This is a genomic window from Pseudomonas canadensis (assembly GCF_000503215.1).
Classification (GTDB): Bacteria; Pseudomonadota; Gammaproteobacteria; order Pseudomonadales; family Pseudomonadaceae; genus Aquipseudomonas; species Aquipseudomonas canadensis.
Genome location: NZ_AYTD01000013.1, coordinates 424029 through 441520, shown reverse-complemented (window position 1 = coordinate 441520; position 17492 = coordinate 424029). Strand labels below are relative to the sequence as shown.

Annotated in this window: 16 protein-coding genes; 3 read left to right on the top strand and 13 right to left on the bottom strand. The window is 60.8% G+C overall.

Features of this window, described 5'->3' with window-relative positions:
• Positions 1–85: 85 nt before the first annotated feature.
• The 10 genes from U367_RS0110895 to U367_RS0110850 all read right to left on the bottom strand — a co-directional run bounded on the left by U367_RS0110895 (position 86) and on the right by U367_RS0110850 (position 8930).
• Positions 86–946 (bottom strand): aldose 1-epimerase, encoded by an 861-nt coding sequence (locus tag U367_RS0110895; protein WP_174890961.1) that lies wholly within the window; start codon positions 944–946, stop codon positions 86–88.
• Complete coding sequence (locus tag U367_RS0110890) at positions 946–2226, bottom strand: TRAP transporter large permease (RefSeq protein WP_028616958.1); 1281 nt, start codon at positions 2224–2226, stop codon at positions 946–948. Before U367_RS0110890 ends, U367_RS0110895 begins: the two co-directional genes overlap by 1 nt.
• 1 nt (position 2227) lies before the next feature.
• Complete coding sequence (locus U367_RS0110885; protein WP_028616957.1) at positions 2228–2755, bottom strand: TRAP transporter small permease; 528 nt, start codon at positions 2753–2755, stop codon at positions 2228–2230.
• Positions 2756–2819: 64 nt separating this feature from the next.
• Positions 2820–3782, bottom strand: coding sequence for a TRAP transporter substrate-binding protein (locus tag U367_RS0110880; RefSeq protein ID WP_028616956.1), 963 nt, complete (start codon positions 3780–3782; stop codon positions 2820–2822).
• 51 nt (positions 3783–3833) lie between these two features.
• Positions 3834–4709: an SMP-30/gluconolactonase/LRE family protein gene (locus U367_RS0110875; RefSeq protein WP_028616955.1), complete on the bottom strand. Its 876-nt coding sequence runs from the start codon at positions 4707–4709 to the stop codon at positions 3834–3836.
• Positions 4710–4711: 2 nt separating this feature from the next.
• Positions 4712–5536 carry an NAD-dependent epimerase/dehydratase family protein gene (locus tag U367_RS0110870; protein ID WP_028616954.1) on the bottom strand — a complete coding sequence of 275 codons (825 nt, stop codon included), beginning with the start codon at positions 5534–5536 and terminating at the stop codon, positions 4712–4714.
• Between the two features lie 197 nt (positions 5537–5733).
• Positions 5734–6996 carry an OprD family porin gene (locus tag U367_RS0110865; RefSeq protein ID WP_028616953.1) on the bottom strand — a complete coding sequence of 421 codons (1263 nt, stop codon included), beginning with the start codon at positions 6994–6996 and terminating at the stop codon, positions 5734–5736.
• A 245-nt stretch (positions 6997–7241) separates the two neighbouring features.
• Positions 7242–8099, bottom strand: a complete 858-nt coding sequence (gene copD / locus U367_RS0110860; RefSeq protein WP_028616952.1) for a copper homeostasis membrane protein CopD — start codon at positions 8097–8099, stop codon at positions 7242–7244.
• 3 nt (positions 8100–8102) lie between these two features.
• Positions 8103–8468, bottom strand: a complete 366-nt coding sequence (gene copC, locus U367_RS0110855; protein WP_028616951.1) for a copper homeostasis periplasmic binding protein CopC — start codon at positions 8466–8468, stop codon at positions 8103–8105.
• A gap of 18 nt (positions 8469–8486) precedes the next feature.
• The gene (locus U367_RS0110850; RefSeq protein WP_028616950.1) at positions 8487–8930 is read right to left on the bottom strand and encodes a GNAT family N-acetyltransferase; all 444 of its coding nucleotides are present in this window, start codon (positions 8928–8930) and stop codon (positions 8487–8489) included.
• Between the two features lie 143 nt (positions 8931–9073).
• On the opposite strand from U367_RS0110850, the gene U367_RS0110845 reads away from it, so the two are divergent.
• Entirely contained in the window at positions 9074–9694 is a 621-nt protein-coding gene (locus U367_RS0110845; RefSeq protein ID WP_028616949.1) for a TetR/AcrR family transcriptional regulator, read from the top strand.
• A gap of 79 nt (positions 9695–9773) precedes the next feature.
• Here the strand turns inward: U367_RS0110845 and preA are convergent, their stop codons facing one another.
• From preA to hydA, 3 genes are all read right to left on the bottom strand, one after another.
• Complete coding sequence (preA, locus tag U367_RS0110840) at positions 9774–11048, bottom strand: NAD-dependent dihydropyrimidine dehydrogenase subunit PreA (protein ID WP_016978002.1); 1275 nt, start codon at positions 11046–11048, stop codon at positions 9774–9776.
• Positions 11048–12415, bottom strand: coding sequence for an NAD(P)-dependent oxidoreductase (locus U367_RS0110835; RefSeq protein ID WP_028616948.1), 1368 nt, complete (start codon positions 12413–12415; stop codon positions 11048–11050). Before U367_RS0110835 ends, preA begins: the two co-directional genes overlap by 1 nt.
• A gap of 177 nt (positions 12416–12592) precedes the next feature.
• The gene (gene hydA, locus U367_RS0110830; protein WP_028616947.1) at positions 12593–14032 is read right to left on the bottom strand and encodes a dihydropyrimidinase; all 1440 of its coding nucleotides are present in this window, start codon (positions 14030–14032) and stop codon (positions 12593–12595) included.
• 591 nt (positions 14033–14623) lie between these two features.
• Here hydA and U367_RS0110825 point away from each other — a divergent pair.
• Together U367_RS0110825 and U367_RS0110820 are read left to right on the top strand one after the other, a co-directional pair.
• The gene (locus tag U367_RS0110825) at positions 14624–16111 is read left to right on the top strand and encodes an NCS1 family nucleobase:cation symporter-1 (RefSeq protein WP_028616946.1); all 1488 of its coding nucleotides are present in this window, start codon (positions 14624–14626) and stop codon (positions 16109–16111) included.
• A gap of 89 nt (positions 16112–16200) precedes the next feature.
• On the top strand, positions 16201–17469 hold the full coding sequence (locus tag U367_RS0110820) for a Zn-dependent hydrolase (protein ID WP_028616945.1): 1269 nt from the start codon (positions 16201–16203) through the stop codon (positions 17467–17469).
• The last annotated feature ends 23 nt before the right edge of the window (positions 17470–17492 follow it).

Genomic DNA, 17492 nt, shown 5'->3' with positions numbered 1-17492 from the left:
CTCTCTGTAGGAGCCGGCTTGCCGGCGATAGCGTCCGAAAGTCTGGTGATGATTTTGAGGGCCCCATCGCCGCCAAGCCGGGTTCCTACAGGGTGCGGTATTCCAGGTTGAAAGTGAGGTGAGTTGACTGGCCTTGCTCCAACAGCTTCAGCCCAGGCCGCCCTGGCAGGTGATGGGCATTCACCGGATGACTTACCGGCTCGATGCAAAAGAACCCCAGCCCCGGCGGGCAGTACAACAGGAAGTAATCACTCCCCGTGGCCTGGCATTCCAGGGTGTAGCCCAGTTCTGGTTGCTCGATCCGGCAATGGCCGTCCCAGTGGCAAAAACCGTTGTCGACCGGGCCCTCGGGCAAGTGCTTCAACACCTGGAAGTTCCAATCCGGCGGCACGGGCGCCAGCCCCGTGGGCAATTTCGATGTGTCACTCATCCACACCTGCGATGCCTTGGCCTGTAGCCGAGTACCCGGCCTGCGCGGCAGATAGGGATGCAATCCCAACCCATGCCAGGCGGGTTTTTCCGCCAGATGAGTCACCTGCAACCTGATACTCAGTTCACCCTCCTCTAACCGAAATCGTTGCTCGGCGCGGTAAGCGAACGGCGTGTCGCACACCACTTCCAACACCACCTCATTCGCTGATTGGCTGATCACCTGCCATGCCTGTTGCCAGGCCGAGCCATGGATCGGCAGTGGATCGGTCAAGCTATTGGGCGCCAGCGCCAGCCAACCGTCGGGGTTGTCGAACCCCCCTTTGGCAATCCGGTTGGACCAGGGCGCCAAGGGATAGCACCCCAGTTTGCCTGGCAACCCGGTGTTGATCGCGTGCGCATCGCTGTACCGCAAAAGCGGCTGGCCGGTGGCGAGCACCGTCCAGTTGACGATGCTGCCTCCCGTGGCCGGCGCGAGGGTAAGGTGGGTCAGGTTGTCTTGCAGTTCAATCAGCATCAGAGCACCACGCTTGGCAGCCACAACGACAGCGCAGGAATGTAAGTCACGGCCATCAGTACCAGAAACAGCACGGCATAAAACGGCAGCAGCGCCTTCACGGTTTTCTCGATGCTGACCTTGCCCACCGCCGCGCCGACGAACAGCACCGCGCCCACCGGCGGCGTGATCAGGCCGATACCGAGGTTGACCAGCATGATCATGCCGAAGTGCACCGGATCGACGCCGATACCCAGCACCACCGGCAGCAGGATCGGCGTGAGGATCAAGATCAGCGGCGCCATGTCCATCACCGTGCCGAGCAACAGCAGCATGGCGTTGATGCACATCAGGATCACGTAGCGGTTATCCGACAGGGTCAGGAACATCGTGGTGATTTTTGCCGGGATCTGCATCAAGGTCATGATGTAGCCGAAGCTGGCGGCGAAGGCGATCAGGATCATCACGATGGAAATGGTGCGCACCGTGCGGTGCATCAGCTTGGGCAACTCGCTCCATTTGTAGTCGCGGTAGATGAACATGGTCACGAAAAACGCCCACAGCACCGCAATCGCGGCGGATTCGGTGGCGGTGAAAATCCCCGAGAGGATGCCGCCCAGGATGATCACCATGGCCATCAGGCCCCAGAGCGCATCGGCGCAGATTTTCAGCGCCTGCTTGAGCGGAATGACTTCACCCTTGGGGTAGTTGCGCTTTTTCGCGAAGATCAGGCACAGCACCATCAGGCACGCGCTCATCAGCAAGCCAGGCACCACACCGGCCATGAACAACGAGGCAATCGACACCGTACCGCCGGCCGCCAGGGAGTAGAGCACCGAGTTATGGCTGGGCGGGGTTAAAAGAGCCTGCACCGAACCGCTGACGGTCACGGCCGTGGCGAATTCACGTGGGTAGCCACGGCGTTCCATTTCCGGGATGAGCACCGAGCCGACCGAGGCGGTGTCCGCCACCGACGAGCCGGAAATTGCGCCAAAAAACGTCGAGGCCATGATGTTCACCAACGACAGGCCGCCGCGTACAAAACCCACCAGTACGCCGGCAAATGCCACCAACCGCCGCGACATGCCGCCCTCGGCCATGATCGCCCCGGCCAGCACAAAGAACGGAATCGCCATCAGCGAAAACTTGTTCACCCCGCCGGCCACCTGAATCATCAGGGCCTGGAACGGGATGTCGATCCACCACGCGCCGATCAGCGCCGACAACCCCAGGGCGTACGCCACAGGCATGCCGATCAGGATCAAGGCGATAAAGCTGCCCAACAGAATCAATGCGTCCATATCAAGCGGCCCCTTCGCTTTCTTCAACCAGGTCGAAGCGCACGACCCGACGGTTGCTCTGGTCACCGAGCAAGAGTTTTTCCACGACAAAGATCAGGGTCAGCAGCCCGCCGATCGGGATCGGCATATAAGTGATGCCCACACGCAGGGTAGGGATGGCACTCATGAACTGGTTCCAGGTGGACAGGCACAGTTTGGTGCCCCAAATGGCCATGAACAGGCAGATGGTGCCCATCAGCAATTGCGAGACGACGCCGATGATCTGGCGCTGACGGGGCGGCAGGCGGTCAGTGACCATGGCCACCGACATATGCGCGCCGGCGCGGTAACTGGCGGCGGCGCCGATAAAGGTGAACACCAGCATCAACAGGATGGCGGTGGGCTCCGGCCAACTGGAGCCGGTGCCGAGGACGTAGCGGGCGAAGATGCCCCAAGGGATGATCAGCGCGACTCCCAATACCGAGAGGCCGGCGACCCAGATGCAGGTCATGTAGATGCGGTCGTTGATGCGCAGCAGTAAATTCTTCATGGCGTTCACCGTAACCAGGCGCGTCGATGCCGACCGCGCCTGGCCTTGCTAGAGAAGGAGGGCGTTACTGAACGGCGTCGATACGCTTGATGATGTCGGCGTAGGCCGCACCGTACTTGGCGCGAACCGGCGCGGTGGCGTCATAGAAGGGTTTTTTGTCGACGGTGATGAACTCGACACCGGCGGCCTTGAGCTTGGTTTCACTGCTGGCGGACTTGGCGTCCCACAACACGCGCTCGTCAGCCTGGGCGGCCTTGGCGGCTTTTTTCACCATGTCCTGTTGCGCGGGGGTGAGCTTGTTCCAGGTGATTTTCGACATCACGATGGGCTCGGGCAAAATCAGGTGCTCGGTGAGGGTGTAATACTTGGCGTTCTGGAAATGGTTGTGCTCCAGCAGAGTGGGCGGGTTGTTTTCCGCGCCGTCGATTACGCCGGTCTGCAGGGCGCTGAAGATTTCGCCGGTGTCCATGGCGATGCCGTTGGCCCCCATTTCATTGAAGGCTTCGATGAACAAGGGGTTGCCCTGTACGCGGATTTTCATGCCCTTGAGGTCTTCGATCTTGCGCACCGGTTTCTTGGTGTAGAGGTTGCGCGTGCCGCCGTCCATCCAGGCCAGGGCGACCAGGCCGAATTCGGAATCGGTGATTTTGGCGAGGATCTCGTCGCCGATCTCGCCGTCGATGACCTTGCGCATGTGCGCTTGGTCGCGGAACACGAACGGCAGGTTGAACACGTTCACGTCTGGCACCACCGGGCCGACAATGCCGAGGCTGACGCGCGTCATCTGGATAGCGCCGACCTGAGCCTGTTCGACCACTTCTTTTTCGGACCCGAGGACACCGCCCGGGAAATACTTGAAGGTCAGTTCGCCATTGCTTTCCTTGGTCAGGGCCTTGCCCATGTTCTCTTCGGCAACGACGGTGGGGTAGCCGGCGGGATGGATATCGGCGAATTTGATTTCCAGCGCGTGGGCGGCGCTGCTGAGGGTGAAGAATGCAGCGGCGAGCAAGGTGCGTTTGAAGTCCATGGGGGTTCATTCCTGTCTTGTTATTGTTGTATTCAAGGCACAGCGATGCAGCTAGAGGGTGAAGGTGGGCTCCGGCAATCCGACTACGCCGGGGTTAAGGGCGAACACGCCGCCGGACAGTGACTGTTCACTCTGTTCATCGCGGATCGAGGTGACAAACAGGGTGTCCAGGCGACTGCCGCCAAAGGCGCACATGGTGGGTTTTTTCACCGGTACGGTGAGGGAGCGATCGAGGCGACCATCCGGGGTAAAACGGTGGATAAGCCCGGCGTCGTTGGCGCAGATCCAGTAGCAGCCATCGGCATCCACGGCTGCGCCGTCAGGGCGGCCGAGGTGCTTGTGCATGTCCACGAACACGCGGCGGTTGGACGGCGTGCCGGTATCGATGTCGTAGTCGAACGCCCAGATTTGCTGCACCAGCGGGTGTGAGTCCGAGGCGTACATCGTGCGGCCGTCAGGACTGAAGGCCAGTCCGTTCAACGTGATGAAACCGTTCAACTGCGCATGGGGCGCCGCGCCTGCTGCGTAGCGATAGAGGGTGCCCTCGGCCGCATTCAAACCCATGTTCAACACCATGCTGCCGGCCCAGAAACGGCCCTGGCGATCACACCGGCCGTCGTTCAGGCGCATGTCCTGGCGTGGGTGCTCTACAGCCGCCAGAGGCGTGGTATCAAGGCTGCCGTCGTTGTGCGGGGTGAGCTGGAAGAACCCGGTTTCCATGCCAGCGACCCAGTTGCCCGCCTCGCTGCGGGCGATGCAGGCAAGCATTTGCGGGGCTGTCCAGGCGGCAACATGACCAGTGGCGGCGCTCCAGCGTTGCAGGCCGCCCTTGGGGATATCCACCCAGTAAAGGGCGTTTTCCTCGGGCACCCACACCGGGCATTCGCCTACGGCATTGCGGGCATCGACGATCAGTTCAGCGTTCATGGTCAGTCCCCGAAAGGACCGGCCGCGCAGAACGCACCGCCCTGGTAGACCTTGGCCGGGTCATCGGCGGCCACCGGTGGCTGGGTTTCGACCTGGGCGCGGAACACTTCGGAGCTGTCTTTGGGGGCAAAGCCCAGGTGGGCGGCGTAGCGGTTGTCCCACCAGGTGTCGAGGTTGTCCGACATACCGTAGACCACCGTGTGGCCGACGTTGGGGGTGTACAGCGCGCGCTCAAGCAATTGAGTCAGGTCGTCGAAGCTCAACCAGGTGTGCATCATGCGGCGGTTCTGTGGTTCCGGGAACGACGAGCCGATACGGATGCTGACGGTCTCGATGCCGTAGCGATCGAAGTAGAAACTGGCCATGTCTTCGCCGTAGGACTTGGACAGGCCGTAGTAGCTGTCCGGGCGGCGCGGGGAGTGGGCGTCGAGTGTTTCACCTTGCTTGTAGAAACCGATCACGTGGTTGGAGCTGGCGAAAATCACGCGCTTCACACCGTGGCGGCGCGCGGCTTCATAGATATGGAAAATGCCGCTGATGTTCGCGCCGAGCACTTCTTCGAACGAGCGTTCCACCGATACGCCGCCGAAGTGCAGGATCGCGTCGACGCCTTCCACCAAGTGGTGCACGGCTTGTTTGTCGGCGAGGTCGCAGGGTTGCACTTCTTCGCACGCGTCGGCAGCCGGAGCCATGTTGGCGATATCCGAGAGGCGCAGTACCTGGGCGTAAGGGCGCAGGCGCTCGCGCAAGACTTTACCCAGGCCGCCAGCGGCACCGGTGAGCAGCAGGCGATTGAATGGAACGGGGGTGGTTGTGGTGGTGGTCATGAGGGTTCCATTGTTGTTGTAGGTTGTCGTATGACTATGCCGAAGTATCGTTAGGGATTCCCTAGGTTGTCAACGTTCTTGCTGACGCCAAAATACAATTGTGGGAACTGGCTTGCCTGGCATTGCGGACGGTCAGTTGACATCTACATTGCTGATGCGCCGCCATCGCAGGCAAGCCAGCTCCTACATTGGGCGGGTTACAACAGTGAAATCGGATAGCTGATAAACAGCCGATTTTCATCAAACTCGTTATTGCTGAAATCCCGACGCATGGTCGAGTTGCGCCAGCGCACATTCAGGTCCTTCAGCGCACCGCTTTGCACCGTGTAAGCCAGTTCCGACTCGCGCCCCCATTCCTTGCCATCGGTGATGGCCCCGGTGTGCACGTTACTGCCGCTGATATAGCGGTTCATCATGGTCAGCCCCGGAATGCCCAGCACCACGAAGTTGAAATCATGACGCACCTGCCAGGACTTTTCCTTGGCGTTATCGTAGCTGGCGTTGTAGCTGTCGTTGGCCAGGGTGCCGCCACTGGTGCCGTTGACGCGCATCCACACGCTATCCCCCGTGAGTTTCTGCAGGCCCACATAGAAGGTGTTGCCGTTGTACTTGGCCGAGAGCAGAGCGAAGGCGGTCTTGTTGTCGAGGTCGCCAGCCAGGGCGCTGCCGTCTTCCTTACCGGTGAAAAACCCGAGGTTGGCGCCCAGGGTCCAGTCGCCCACGGGTTGGCTGTGGGTCAGGTTGAAATACTGCTGCTGGTAGATGTCGGTGAGTTCGGCGTACCACACGCCCACCTGGGTGCGTTTGTCGTTGAAGCTGTATTCGCCGCCGCCGAAGTTGAAGCGGTCGGAGGTGAACGCGGCTTTGCCGTTCATGAACAGGTCTTCCATGCTCGCGTCATTGCGCGGGCTGTTACCGCGAAACTGCCCGCCGTAGAGCGTCAGGCCAGCGATTTCATTGGACGTGACCTGGCCACCACGGAAGGTCTGCGGCAGCGAGCGACCGTCATCGGAGCGCAGGATCGGCAGCACCGGCATCCACTCACCGACCTTCAGTTCAGTCTTCGACAGCTTGGTTTTCAGGGCCACGCCCAGGCGGCCGAAGTTGTCGGCGGGGCGCCCGTCATCGTGGATCGGCAATAACTGCGTGCCACCCGTGCCTTTGCCGCCGTCGAGTTTTTGCGAGTACAGGCCCAGGACATCAATCCCGAAACCCACGGTGCCTTGGGTGAAGCCGGACTTGGCATCAAGGATGAAGTTCTGCGTCCACTCTTCGGCCTTGCCCTGGGGGTTGGTCGGGTTGGTGAAGTTGCGGTTGAAGTAGGCGTTGCGCAGATTAAGCGTGGCCTTGGCATCGTCGACAAAGCCTTCGGCCGAGGCGACGAGGGGCAGGGTGAATACGAGGCTGCCGAGACTGATAAAACTCAGGCGAACCGAGGAATTGCGGGCGAGTGAACTCACAGTGACGCTCCCTTTATATTGTTGTTTTTATTATTTGTCATACGTTGTCGTACAACAGGAGGGGCAATATTTGCGAGAATTTCGAGGGCTGTCAAGCTGTGGTTATACGATGACTTGGCGCGCTAGCCACTACCCCGCAGGAGCCCGGCTTGTCGGTGATGGCGGTATCGGTGTTGGTGCAAGGCTTGCGGCCCCCATCGCCGGCAAGCCGGGCTCCTACAGTTGAGTGAGTTGCAACGCGGGATTCAGGCAGCCATGACCATCGGCGGAAGGGTACCCAACAGCGAGACGGCGGCCACCGCTGCAACACCCAGCAGCCACTCCAGCATCACACTGGAGTTCAAACTGCCCAGGCGTTGTTCACAGCGCTCGATACGCAGCCGGTTCAGCAGCGCCAACGCCAGCATGCCCAGCACCAGAAATACTTTGATCAACAGGATCAGCGCGAACCCGTTGAACAACGGCGTGGGCCAGAATTGCCCGGTCAGTACGCGCACGTTGATCAAGCCGGTCACCAGCAACCCGGCGACCAGCCCATAACCCACGCCGCTGAACCGCCGCAGGATCGGCTCAAGTACCAGGGTTGGCGATTGCCTGAGGATCAACACCAGCAACAGCAAGCCGCCGAGCCATGCACCGACGCACACCAGGTGCACCACCTGATTGAGGATCAGCAACTGGCCGCTGAGCCCATCGAGCATGGCGCCATGGCCCACTGGCGCCAAGGTCGCCAGCAGCAGCGCAATGACCGGCAGGCGCAGCATCCGCCAGGGTTTGGCCAGCACGATCACCAGCAACAGGTTCAGCAACAGGTGCCACACCCACACCTGGCCAAAGAAGGTCTTGCCCAGCACCAACTGCACGGTGGCCGGTTGCAGCGCCGCGTCCCAGCTGCCCGCCATGCTGGCGGTAATCAACAGCAGCCAGGCCACGCCAGAGAATAATGCCAGCCAGGCCAGCCCGCGGGTGATGCGCTCAAGTTGCCGGTCCAGCGCCGGTTGCGCTTCAGCGCCGAGCAGCCAGGGCCTGAATGCACAAGCCCCGAACATCAGCAGCACGACGATGAAGTGCAGGAAACGGCACAGCACCAGCAGCGTTGCCATGGGTTATTGGCCGACCTTGAAGCTGTATTCACCGTTGCTCTTATGAGTGTCGACCGAGACCGCGTTCCACACCACTTTGTAGTGACCGGCCGCCAAGGGTGCGGCCGGAGTGACGACCAGGATTTTTTTGTCGGCGTCCGGTGTTTCCAGGCCCTTGATGGCGACTTCGGTGCCGTCCTTGCTCAGGGACACTTTGGTGAAGGTGGCCTCGACGCCTTCGCTGAAGGTCAGGCGCAGGTCTTTAGGCGCGCTGACGCTGCTGTCGGCCGCCGGTTCAGCGCTCTTGAGGTGCGCGTGGGCAAATGCAGCGGAGGCTCCCAGCAGGGAGGCGAGCAGGGCGACGGTGGTGAGGCTTTTCTTGATCAACATTGTTCAATACCTTCAAGGTCAGGGAGTCGGTAGAGTCATGTGCAGCAAGGGAAAGGGCTTGCCTTCGCCATCCAGCGGCGAGCGCGCGACCTGGATAAAACCATAATGCAGGTAGAAACCCACGGCCTGGGGGTTTTGTTCGTTCACGTCCACCGTGAGGGCGTCGTGACGGGCGCGGGCGTGGTCCAGCAATTGGCGGCCGATGCCCTGGCCACGGCGGTCGGGCTCGATAAACAGCATTTCCACGTTGTGCCCGCCAGTGCCGATGAAGCCGGCGATGCCGTTCTGGTCCTCATACACCCACACATCCAGTGCGGGCATGGGCAGGTAGGTGTCGCGCACCAGGGGTAGCAGACGTTGAATGTCATCCTCGGGGAGGAAGTCATGGGTGGCCCGCACCGAGCGCTCCCAGAGTGCGCCCAGCATGGGGTCGTCAGTGGCCACGCGAGGTCGAATAGTCATTGCAATGATCCTTCATGGGGACCGCGATCCTAACCAATCCGATTTGCAGGGGAAAGGTTCGCGTCAGAAGTTTCATTATGGCCTGTCGCCGCGATCTAGAGCCGATGGTAGTCTTTAAGCCAAGTTGTTGTCAGGGAGCCCTTATGGGCAATCACAAGATCGGAATTCGTCGGGTCAACGTCGAGAAAATTCTGCTGGCGGCGGAGAAAATCTTCGCCGAAAAAGGCTACGGCAGCACCGCCATGGCGGATATCGCCGAAGAAGCGCAATTGCCGCGCTCCAACCTGCATTACTACTTCACCACCAAGAGCGAGCTGTACAGCGCGGTACTGTTCGACCTGCTGGAAGTATGGAAGCAGGATGCCCTGAGTTTCGAGACCTTCGACGATCCACGGGTGGTGCTCAGCAGCTACATCCGCGCCAAGATGCAGCGCTCGCGCACGCGGCCGTATGGTTCAAAAGTCTGGGCCAATGAAATCATCCACGGCGCGCCGACGCTCGGTGAGGCGCTGGATGAGAGCCTGTACGACTGGGCCAAGATGAAGGAAGCGAAAATTCGCCAGTGGGTGGAAGACAAACGCATCCTGCCGGTGGAGCCGTCGAGCCTGCTATACATGATCTGGGCCTCGACCCAGCACTATGCCGACTTTGATCATCAGGTGAAGATCTTGAATGAGCACCAGCCGTTGTCGGATATGCAGTTCGAGAGAGCGATACAGACGGTGACAGGTGTGATTTTGCGGGGGATTGGATTGGAGCCTTGATATCGGTGAGCTCATCCCATTTTTGTGGTGAGCGGGCTTGCCCCGCGCGAGGCAAGCTCGCTCACCACAATATTTCGGGTTACACAGCCTCCCTGTATGGGTTCCTCGGATCCTGCGTCCAATTCAAAAATGGCTTGCCCGTGTCCATCGGCACCATCTCGATACAGTCCGCCACCGGGCAGGTGATCTGGCACAGGTTGCAGCCCACGCACTCGTCATCGATCACCTCGTATTTATGCGTGCCATCCGCCTGTTTCAAACTGGAGATGGCCTGGTGCGAGGTGTCCTCACAGGCAATATGGCAACGCCCACAGCCAATGCACGCCTCCTGATCGATCTTCGCAATCACCTGATAGTTGATGTCCAGGTACTTCCAATCCGTCGTATTTCCCACCGCCCGCCCGGAAAAATCCTGCAGGCTTTTGTATCCCTGACTGTCCATCCATCGTGACAGCCCGTCCTTCATCTCCTCCACAATCCGAAACCCATGCAGCATCGCCGCCGTGCACACCTGCACCGCACCGCAGCCCAGGGCGACAAACTCCGCCGCGTCACGCCAATTGCCGATGCCGCCAATGCCGCAGATCGGCAGGCCTTGGGTCTGCGGGTCGCGGGCGATTTCGGCGACCATGTTCAGCGCGATCGGCTTGACCGCCGAGCCGCAATAACCGCCGTGGGTGCTTTGCGTGCCGACGACGGGCAGCGCGACCATGCGTTCCAGGTCGACGCTGGTGATGGAGTTGATGGTGTTGATCAGCGACACCGCATCCGCGCCGCCGCGATACGCTGCCCGCGCCGCCACGCGGATGTCGGTGATATTCGGCGTGAGCTTGACGATCACCGGCAGCGAGCAATACGTCTTGCACCAGCGCGTCACCTGTTCCACATATTCCGGCACCTGGCCCACCGCCGCGCCCATGCCACGCTCCGGCATGCCGTGGGGGCAACCGAAGTTCAGTTCGATGCCGTCGCAACCCGTGGCTTCCACCAGCGGCAGGATGTTTTTCCAGGATTCCTCGACGCACGGCACCATCAGCGACACGATCAGCGCGCGGTCGGGCCAATCCTTTTTCACCTGGGTGATTTCCCGCAGGTTGATCTCCAGCGAGCGGTCGGTGATCAGCTCGATATTGTTGATGCCCAGCACTTCACGGTTGGCGCCGTAATGCGCCGAGTAACGCGACGACACGTTGACCGCCGCCGGATCTTCGCCCAGGGTTTTCCACACCACGCCGCCCCAACCGGCTTCGAAGGCGCGCACCACGTTGTAGGCCTTGTCGGTAGGCGGCGCGGAGGCCAGCCAGAACGGGTTAGGGGCTTTGATACCGGCAAATACAATCGAGAGATCGGCCATTACGCAGCCTCCACATTCAGCATGAGTTGGGCATGGATGGCCTCGGCGGCCAGCTTGCCGTGTTGCACGGCTTGCACGGTGAGGTCCTGGCCGAGGCTGACGCAATCGCCGCCCGCGTACACCCCGGGAATGCTGGTGCGCAGCTGCTCATCGACAAAGATCCGTTCACCGACACGCTGCAGTTGCTGGGCCAGTGGATCATGCAGTGCCTCGCTGTCGAAGCCCTGGCCGATGGCCTTGAAGATCGCATCGGCCGCCAGTTCGAAGGTTTCGCCGGTCGAGTGCAAACGGCCGTTTTCCATGCGAGTGCGCAAGAAGCGCATGCCACGCACATGGCCCTGATCGTCCAGCAGCACGGCCTCCGGCTGGGCCCAGGTCAGCAGGCGGACCTGGTTGGCCTTGGCGATGTCCTGTTCGTGATGAGTGGCGCCCATGTCCGCCAAGCCACGCCGGTAGACGAGGTTCACATCGCGCGCACCGAGACGGGCCATCTGCACGGCCATGTCGATGGCGGTGTTGCCGGCGCCGAGCACGATGCAGCGGTCGGCCAGGGGCAGTTGGGTCAGGTCATCGGCCTGGCGCAGCTCGCGAATGTAGTCGGTGGCGGCGAGCAGGCCGGGGGCGTCTTCATGGGGCAGGCCGAGTTGTTTGCTGGCGGCCAAGCCGAGGCCGAGGAACACTGAGTCGAATTGCTGGTGCAGTTCACTGAGCGTGAGGTTGTCACCCAGGCGCTGGCCGTGGCGAATCTCGATGCCACCGATCTGCAGCAGGAAATCCAGCTCCTTTTGCGCGAAGTCATCCACCAGCTTGTACTTGGCGATCCCGTATTCATTCAGGCCGCCGGCCTTTTCCCGCGCTTCGAAGATCACCACGTCATGACCGTGCAACGCACTGCGGTGGGCGCAAGCCAGGCCAGCGGGGCCGGCACCGACCACGGCGATGCGCTTGCCGGTGGACGCGGCGCGGTGGAAGGGATGCTCGGTGAAGTGGGCATTGTCGACGGCATAACGTTGCAGCAGGCCGATCAGCACCGGTGCGCACTCTTCGGCGTTGTTACGCACGCAGGCCTGCTGGCACAAAATCTCCGTGGGGCAGACCCGCGCGCAACTGCCGCCGAGGATATTGGCCGAGAGGATTTTCTGCGCCGCGCCTTGCACGTTTTCGGTGTGGATATTGCGGATAAACGAGGGGATATCGATCTCGCTGGGGCACGCGTTCACGCACGGTGCATCGTAGCAATACAAGCAGCGCGACGCTTCCAGTTGCGCCTGGCGCGCATTGAGGGGCGGTGCCAGGTCGGTGAAGTGGCTGGCGAGGGTGGCGCCATCCTCAACGGGATGGGGGAGGTGGGTCAGGGTCTGGATCACGGTGGTGGCCTCACGGTTATTGAGGTGCTGCCTCTGATGGGCATTGGTTTTTGTGTTGCCGTTGCTGGCTTTATCGCAGGCAAGCCAGCTCCCACATGGGATCGGGTTCACATCGTTCAAATGTGGGAGCCGGCGGTGCGACGATTCGACTTGCCCGCGATAGGCCGAAGGCCGCTTTTAGCGTTTCACTGCAGTGGGCCTGGAACGCTCCGCCCGCTTGCTCAACTGCTCGAACACCGGCGGATACGTCGGCCGCTCGACATACCGCCCGGCACCGCGCTCGGCGCGCAGGTCGCCATCGGCCCACACAAGCTTGCCCTGGCTGATGGTGTGGCTCGGCACGCCGCGCACGGTCTTGCCTTCGAAGATGTTGAAGTCGACTTGCTGATGGTGGGTCTTGGCGGAAATGGTTCGCGTACCCTCTGGGTCCCACAGCACCAAGTCCGCATCCGCACCCACGCGAATCGCGCCTTTGCGCGGGTAGAGGTTGAAAATCTTCGCGGTGTTGGTGGAAGTCAGTGCGACGAACTCCTGCATGGACAGACGCCCGGTGTTGACGCCTTCGTCCCACAGCAGCGCCATGCGGTCTTCGATACCGGCGGTGCCGTTGGGGATCTTGCTGAAGTCGTCACGGCCGGCGGCTTTTTGCTCGGCGCAGAAGCAGCAGTGATCGGTGGCGGTGGTGTGCAGGTTGCCGGATTGCAGGCCGTGCCACAGCGCCTCCTGATGCCCGCGCGGGCGGAACGGCGGGCTCATTACATAGCCGGCGGCGGTTTGCCAGTCGGGGTGCTGGTAGACGCTGTCGTCCAGCAGCAGGTGGCCGGCGAGGACTTCGCCGTAGACTGGCTGGCCCTTGCCACGGGCGTAGGTGATTTCGTCCAGCGCTTCTTTGGTGGACACATGCACCAGGTAAAGCGGCGTGCCGATGGTCTCGGCGATGCGGATGGCGCGGCTGGCGGCTTCGCCTTCGACTTGCGAAGGACGCGACAGCGGGTGCGCTTCCGGCCCGGTGATGCCCTGGGCCATCAGCTTGCGTTGCAGGTGATACACCAACTCGCCGTTCTCGGCATGCACCGTGGGCACTGCGCCCAGTTCCAGGCAGCGCTCGAAGCTGGCGACCAGGGTGTCGTCCGCCGCCATGATCGCGTTCTTGTAGGCCATGAAATGCTTGAAGCTGTTGATGCCGTGGTGGCTGACCAGCTCGGCCATTTCCTCGCGCACCTGCTCGCTCCACCAAGTGATCGCCACATGGAAGCCATAGTCGGACGCGGATTTTTCCGCCCAGCCGCGCCACTGGTGGAAGGCTTCCAGCAAGGATTGCTGTGGGTTGGGAATTACGAAGTCGATGATCGACGTGGTGCCGCCCGCCAGGCCTGCCGCCGTGCCACTGAAAAAGTCTTCACTGGCCACGGTGCCCATGAAGGGCAGTTGCATATGGGTATGGGGATCGATGCCGCCGGGCATCAAGTATTGGCCGCTGCCATCGAGTATTTCAGTGCCGGCGGGAATATCCAAGTTCGTGCCAATGGCGCGAATTAGACCGCCTGCGCATAACACGTCGGCGCGGTAACTTTCATCATGGGTAATAACGGTGGCGCCACGGATCAACAGCGACATGTCGAGTTCCTCACAGGCTTGACCGGCTTGTGCCAGTTCTAAGTGTTGTAATGCTGCTTACCGATGGTCGGTTAATTCCTGTCATCGGTGACAGGAATAGAAACTAGCCCGAGTTTTTCGATTGGGCAAGAAGATTTTTTATAAGCTTATACCGTGTTTAATTCATTGATTAATAAGGCAAAAAATTTGAAATCACCAAAATGTAGCGCTCTCTCACCATTTTGACGCACTTGACAGGTTCTTAAATTGATCAACATTTCTTATTGCAAATCAGACGCTTGAGACATGCCTCTTGACGAAGGCAGTGAATAAAAATAATTGTGTTGCACCAGATTGAGTCCTGATCGTTCGGGCAACTTCCACGTTATCTAGCCTGAGTAACGCGGCAAGTACCGAAGGCTCAATCGGAAAGCTGATTAACATCAGCCAGTTATATACGCGGTGTGGGTGCGGTATCGGTTGTCGGCACGGTTATTGAGTGCAGTGGCGGCTGGCCGGGCCCGTGATGTCATGTTGTTTACGAGGTACTCCGGCCACCGGCACACACCGTGCAGGTGAGCAAAAATAATTCGAAAAAACCGTGGAGCGGCCATGCAACAGAACAGATCGCAAGTCATTGAACGCAACGGCCTGTACGAACTCGACGCCGGCCCCGACGTCCTCGACAGCCCGCGCTACAACCACGACATGGCACCGACCAAGGTGCACGAACGCACCTGGAACAAGTGGCACATCACCGCGCTGTGGGTCGGCATGTCGATCTGCGTGCCGACCTACACCTTGGGCGGGGTGCTCACCGCGTATTTCGGCTTATCGGTAGGCGAGGCGCTGATGGCGATCCTGCTGGCAAACATCGTGGTGTTGATCCCGCTCACGCTTAACGCCTTCCCCGGCACCAAGTACGGCATTCCGTTTCCGGTGCTGCTGCGCTCGTCGTTCGGCATCCTGGGTTCCAACGTGCCGTGCCTGATCCGCGCGCTGGTGGCCTGTGGCTGGTTTGGTATCCAGACGATGTTTGGTGGGCTGGCGATCCACCTGTTCCTCGGCTCGATTTTCGAGGGTTGGAAGTCCCTCGACGGCACGGGTGAAGTGATCGGCTTCATGATTTTCTGGTGCCTGAATTTGTGGGTGGTGCTGCGCGGTGCCGAATCGATCAAGCGCCTGGAAACCTTGTCGGCGCCGTTGCTGGTGGCGGTGGGCATTGGCTTGCTGGTGTGGGCGATGCCCAATGTGTCGATCAGTGAGTTGATGGCGATCCCGCCGAAACGCCCGGAGGGCGCGAGCCTCACCGGTTACTTCATGGCCGGCCTCACCGCGATGGTGGGCTTCTGGGCCACCCTATCGCTAAATATCCCGGACTTCAGCCGCTACGCCAAAAGCCAGAAGGACCAGATCCTCGGGCAGATCTTCGGCCTGCCGCTGACCATGTTCCTGTTCGCCGCCCTCGGCGTGATCATGACCGCCGCCTCGGTGAAACTGGTGGGCGTCAGCGTGTCCGACCCGGTGACCCTGATCGGGCATATCCAGAGCCCGGTGTGGGTGGCTGTGGCGATGGCATTGATCATCGTCGCGACTTTGTCTACCAACACGGCGGCGAACATTGTGTCGCCCACCAATGACTTCCAGAACATCGCGCCCAAGCTGATCAACCGCACCACGGCAGTGATCCTGACCGGCCTGGTGGGGCTGGCGCTGATGGGCCATGAGCTGCTGAAAAAGCTCGGCCTGATCGTGTCCGACGTGAGCCTGGAAACCGTGTATTCGAACTGGTTGCTGGGCTATTCAAGCCTGCTGGGGCCCATTGCCGGGATCATGGTGGTGGACTACTTCATCACCCGCAAACAGCAGCTTGATCTGGCCGGCCTATACCGCGACGACATCTACCCGGCGTGGAACTGGAGCGGCTTCATCGCCTTTGGCGTGCCGGTGGTGCTGACCTTGCTGTCGCTGGGCAGCGATGCGTTCAGCTGGTTCTACAGCTATGGCTGGTTTACCGGTTCGGCCTTGGGTGGCTTGCTGTATTACGGCCTGAATGCCAAACGCGGGGCCAGCCCGGTCGCGGTGAAAACACCACTGTAGATAATTTGAAATGCAAACCACATGTTGGAGCGCATTCCATTGATGGAATTGAGTCAATCCATAAGAAATGTAGCTTGAGGAGATCACCCATGAACGCTGCCCTCGACGTCCTGCAAATCAACCGCGACCGCCTGTGGCAGTCGCTGATGGACCTGGCCAAGCTCGGCGCCACCCCCAAGGGCGGCGTCTGTCGCCTGGCCCTTACCGACCTTGACCGCAAGGCCCGCGACCTGTTCGTGCAGTGGTGCGAAGAGGCCGGCTGCACCGTGACCGTCGACGGCATCGGCAACATTTTCGCCCGTCGTCCGGGGCGCGATCCGAACCTGCCACCGGTGATGACTGGCAGCCACATCGACACCCAGCCCACCGGTGGCAAGTTTGACGGTTGCTTTGGCGTGCTGGCGGGTGTGGAAGTGCTGCGTACGCTCAATGACCTCAAGTTGGAAACCGAGGCGCCGCTGGAAGTGGTGGTGTGGACCAACGAGGAAGGCTCGCGCTTCCCGCCGTGCATGATGGGCTCCGGCGTGTTCGCCGAGAAGTTCACCCTGGCGGACACACTGGCCAAGGTCGATGTGGACGGCGTCAGTGTCGGCGATGCATTGAATGCGATTGGCTATGCGGGCTCGCGGCCGGTCAGTGGGCATAAGGTGGGTGCGTATTTCGAAGCACACATCGAGCAAGGCCCGATTCTTGAGGACGAGAAGAAAACCATCGGTGTGGTGCTTGGCGCCCTCGGGCAGAAGTGGTTCGACCTGAAGCTGCGCGGCGTTGAGGCTCATGCGGGGCCGACGCCGATGCACCTGCGCAAGGATGCCCTGGTGGGCGCGGCGGCCGTAGTGGCGGCGGTGAATGCGGCGGCGCTGGGTCATCAGCCTCATGCGTGTGGCACGGTGGGTTGCCTGCAGGCGTATCCCGGCTCGCGCAACGTAATTCCGGGTGAGGTGCGCATGACCCTGGACTTCCGCCACCTGGAACCGGCGCGATTGGATTCGATGATTGCCCAAGTGCGCCAGGTCATTGAAGACACCTGCGCCAAACATGGGCTGAGTTTCGAAATGGAACCCACGGCTGACTTCCCGCCGTTGTACTTCGACAAAGGCTGTGTGGATGCGGTACGCGATGCCGCAAATAGCCTGGGTTTGTCGAACATGGACATCGTCAGCGGGGCCGGGCATGACGCGATTTTTGTCGCAGAGCTGGGGCCGGCGGGGATGATTTTTGTGCCCTGTGAAGGTGGCATCAGCCATAACGAAATCGAGAATGCCGCGCCGGATGATCTGGCGGCGGGCTGTGCGGTGTTGCTCAGGGCAATGGTCGCGGCGTCGGCGGCAATCGCCTGTGGCAAGCTCGCCGCCTAAGCCATCACTGCCCTCCGTAGGAG